Source organism: Pseudomonas sp. P4_D7 (assembly GCF_056401755.1).
In genome coordinates this window covers 1-2,517 of sequence record NZ_JBFUIR010000132.1, presented here as the reverse complement: position 1 = coordinate 2,517, position 2,517 = coordinate 1, and the positions used below count along the sequence as shown (strand labels likewise).

At 59.0% G+C, this 2,517-nt stretch carries 1 protein-coding gene; it reads left to right on the top strand.

Annotated features, from left to right (window positions below; genetic code table 11):
* Positions 1-594 precede the first annotated feature (594 nt).
* A complete protein-coding gene (locus tag AC1DVF_RS28980) occupies positions 595-1,401 on the top strand; it encodes an alpha/beta hydrolase (RefSeq protein WP_477783594.1) in 807 nt (268 codons plus the stop codon).
* Positions 1,402-2,517: the final 1,116 nt, after the last annotated feature.

Here is a 2,517-nt window from a genome sequence, read left to right as displayed (position 1 = left end):
AGGCTACTGAGTTGACGACAGATTATTGCGGCCGTCGTGAGTTCTTGCGATTGAGTCTGGCAGAGGTACCGCCACGACAGCAAGAGGTGGGCCATATGCAAATTCGGTGTACTGCCGACCCGAGATTCTGCTGGGCGGCCACGCCTTGATTTCGCCTTGTGCGCGGGCCGGAGGTTGTGGCGGCATGATCGGGACCGCGAGATGCCGAACTGGACGCCATGCGAGGTGGCAGGCCGCGAGGCGGACGTGTCTAACTCGATGAAGATCTTTGCGACATCGTTAAGGACATCCCGACATTTGCCTTGCGCAGCACCTTCAAGCGCGTGTTTCTGACCGTAGTAGGGACGACCCCGGCCAAGTGGTGGCGGATAATCCCCCCACCTCGGCCGACTGCCGGCGCAACTTGCCACGGGCTGCCGATGTACACCGTGTGTATGCCCCGACGGGCCGTCGCACCGTAGGCTCACAACTATAGAGGCACAACGCATTTTCCGGCAAAAACGGCAGCGCAGTTCCTAGCCCCGCCTGGTGTGGAGGCGACACTCTGGATGTCCGGGCATACGGGTCCGGCTCTTCTCCCCTCAGGATAGCCCCATGACATTTCTCAAAAGCACATTGATCGCGGCCGCGTTGGCTGCGGCCGCCCCGACGTCCGGCGTCTTCGCGCACGATGGTCATGACGGACACGGTCACGCGCGAGACCTCTCTGATGTCAATGTTGTTCTCGTGCACGGCGCATTTGCCGATGGCAACAGTTGGTCGAAGGTCATCCCGTTGCTCCAGGCTCAGGGGCTGCATGTGGTCGCCGTCCAAAATCCGTTGTCGTCGCTGGCGGATGATGCGGCAACCACCGAGCGCGTCATCGAACAGCAAACCGGTCCGGTGGTGCTGGTCGGTCACTCGTGGGCGGGTGTGGTCATCACCGAAGCGGGAAATAGCGACAAGGTCAAGGAACTGGTCTATGTCGACGCTTTCGCGCCCGATACCGGCCAGTCGATCAACGACCTGCTCGTGGGCCTGCCGTCCCCGGCCTACGCTGCACTTTTTATCACCGACAGCGCAGGCTTCCTGACGTTGCCGGAAACCGGCATCGACACTTATTTTGCGCAGGACTTGCCCAAGAACGAAAAGCGCCTGCTTACCGCAACCCAGGGGCCGTGGGCCCAAAGCTGCTTTTCCGACAAGGTCACAAAGGCCGCTTGGCACAGCAAGCCCTCCATCTGGGTGCTTGGCACTCAAGACCGATTCATTGCCCCAGCCCTGCAGGAGAAGATGTCGTCCAATATCGGCGCTGCCGTTATTCGGGTCTCATCGAGCCATGTCTCCTTGCTCAGCCACCCGCGCGTGGTCGCTGATGCCATCATTGCTGCTGCAGAAGACGCTGCGTCTTCCTCGCATTGATCAGCAGACGGGAGTGACGTCATAACGGCACTCCCGTCTCCCGACCCGCGGGCCGCGGCGCCGTGGGATACCCGCGCGACCGCTCCATGCCGATCACTAACGCTGAGGCCTATAACCTCGAACTGATGCGTAAACGCTCGCCTAGGACAACGCAGGAGATGCATGATGAGTGGTCCGAATCGCGGACGTGGAGCGTTGGACATGGTTTGCGCTCCATTACCCACCGTGGTAGCGCCGCTTGTACGAGCGATAACGTCGCTTGCCGGAAAAGGCGAGCAGGGCACACTTTGAACACGAGCCAACCGATGCTGATCCGGAATATGAGTTAGATCGAATGAATGACCGTCACAGAACGCGACCAACTAACCTGGCTGTGCTTTTGCGCAAATCAACGTCGGAAATGCGTTGCGAGTCTGCGCGAAGAAGCTGATTCACTCGATGTAAGCGAGAGGCTAATCGCGACCTATGGCCGACAGGCCGTCTCGGACACGGTTGTCCGGGAATGGAATGGGCATCCAGAAACCGCCGGGTGGATGGACGAGTACCATAGCACTGACATATTTCATCGCCAGTAAGAAAAAAATCGATCGTTGGCTCTTCCCGGCGATACGGTGCTAGGACGATGAAAAATTGTACAGGCGGCGTTTCTAAAAAACTCAGGCACATTATATGAGCGCCGGCTGGGCGTGATGCATCTTGCAGCAACGACCGCAGCGGCCACGGTAAGTTTTTCTGTCCGAGCGATCCTGTGCGCGCTACCCATCATAGGTCGACGCACGCCGCAATGACCTGCGACTACGGCTGTCCGCAGCATGCGGCGGCGAAAACCGAAGCGTTGCTGCTTCGAGCGACCCAAGCGCTGGGTTGGCTCAATCGCCCCAGTAGCGTCTTCCTACCCGTTTCTAGACTGCATCGCGACCCTCCACTGTCACTTTCGGCCTGCAGCAAGAGCTAAAAGAGCCCTTAAAAAGAATGATTCTGCCATGACCTTCACGCCGGAGAATGATCAATGTGTGCTTGTTTCGTATAAGGAAGCGCGTGAGGCTCGATGGACTGGGGTGCGCCAAGCTGGTCGTACGGGCCTAGCTCGAAGAAATCGACCCGACCACGCAACTG

Coding starts and splice junctions, on each gene's coding strand:
- AC1DVF_RS28980 (WP_477783594.1), top strand. CDS start 595: ATGACATTTCTCAAAAGCACATTGATCGCGGCCGCGTTGGCTGCGGCC.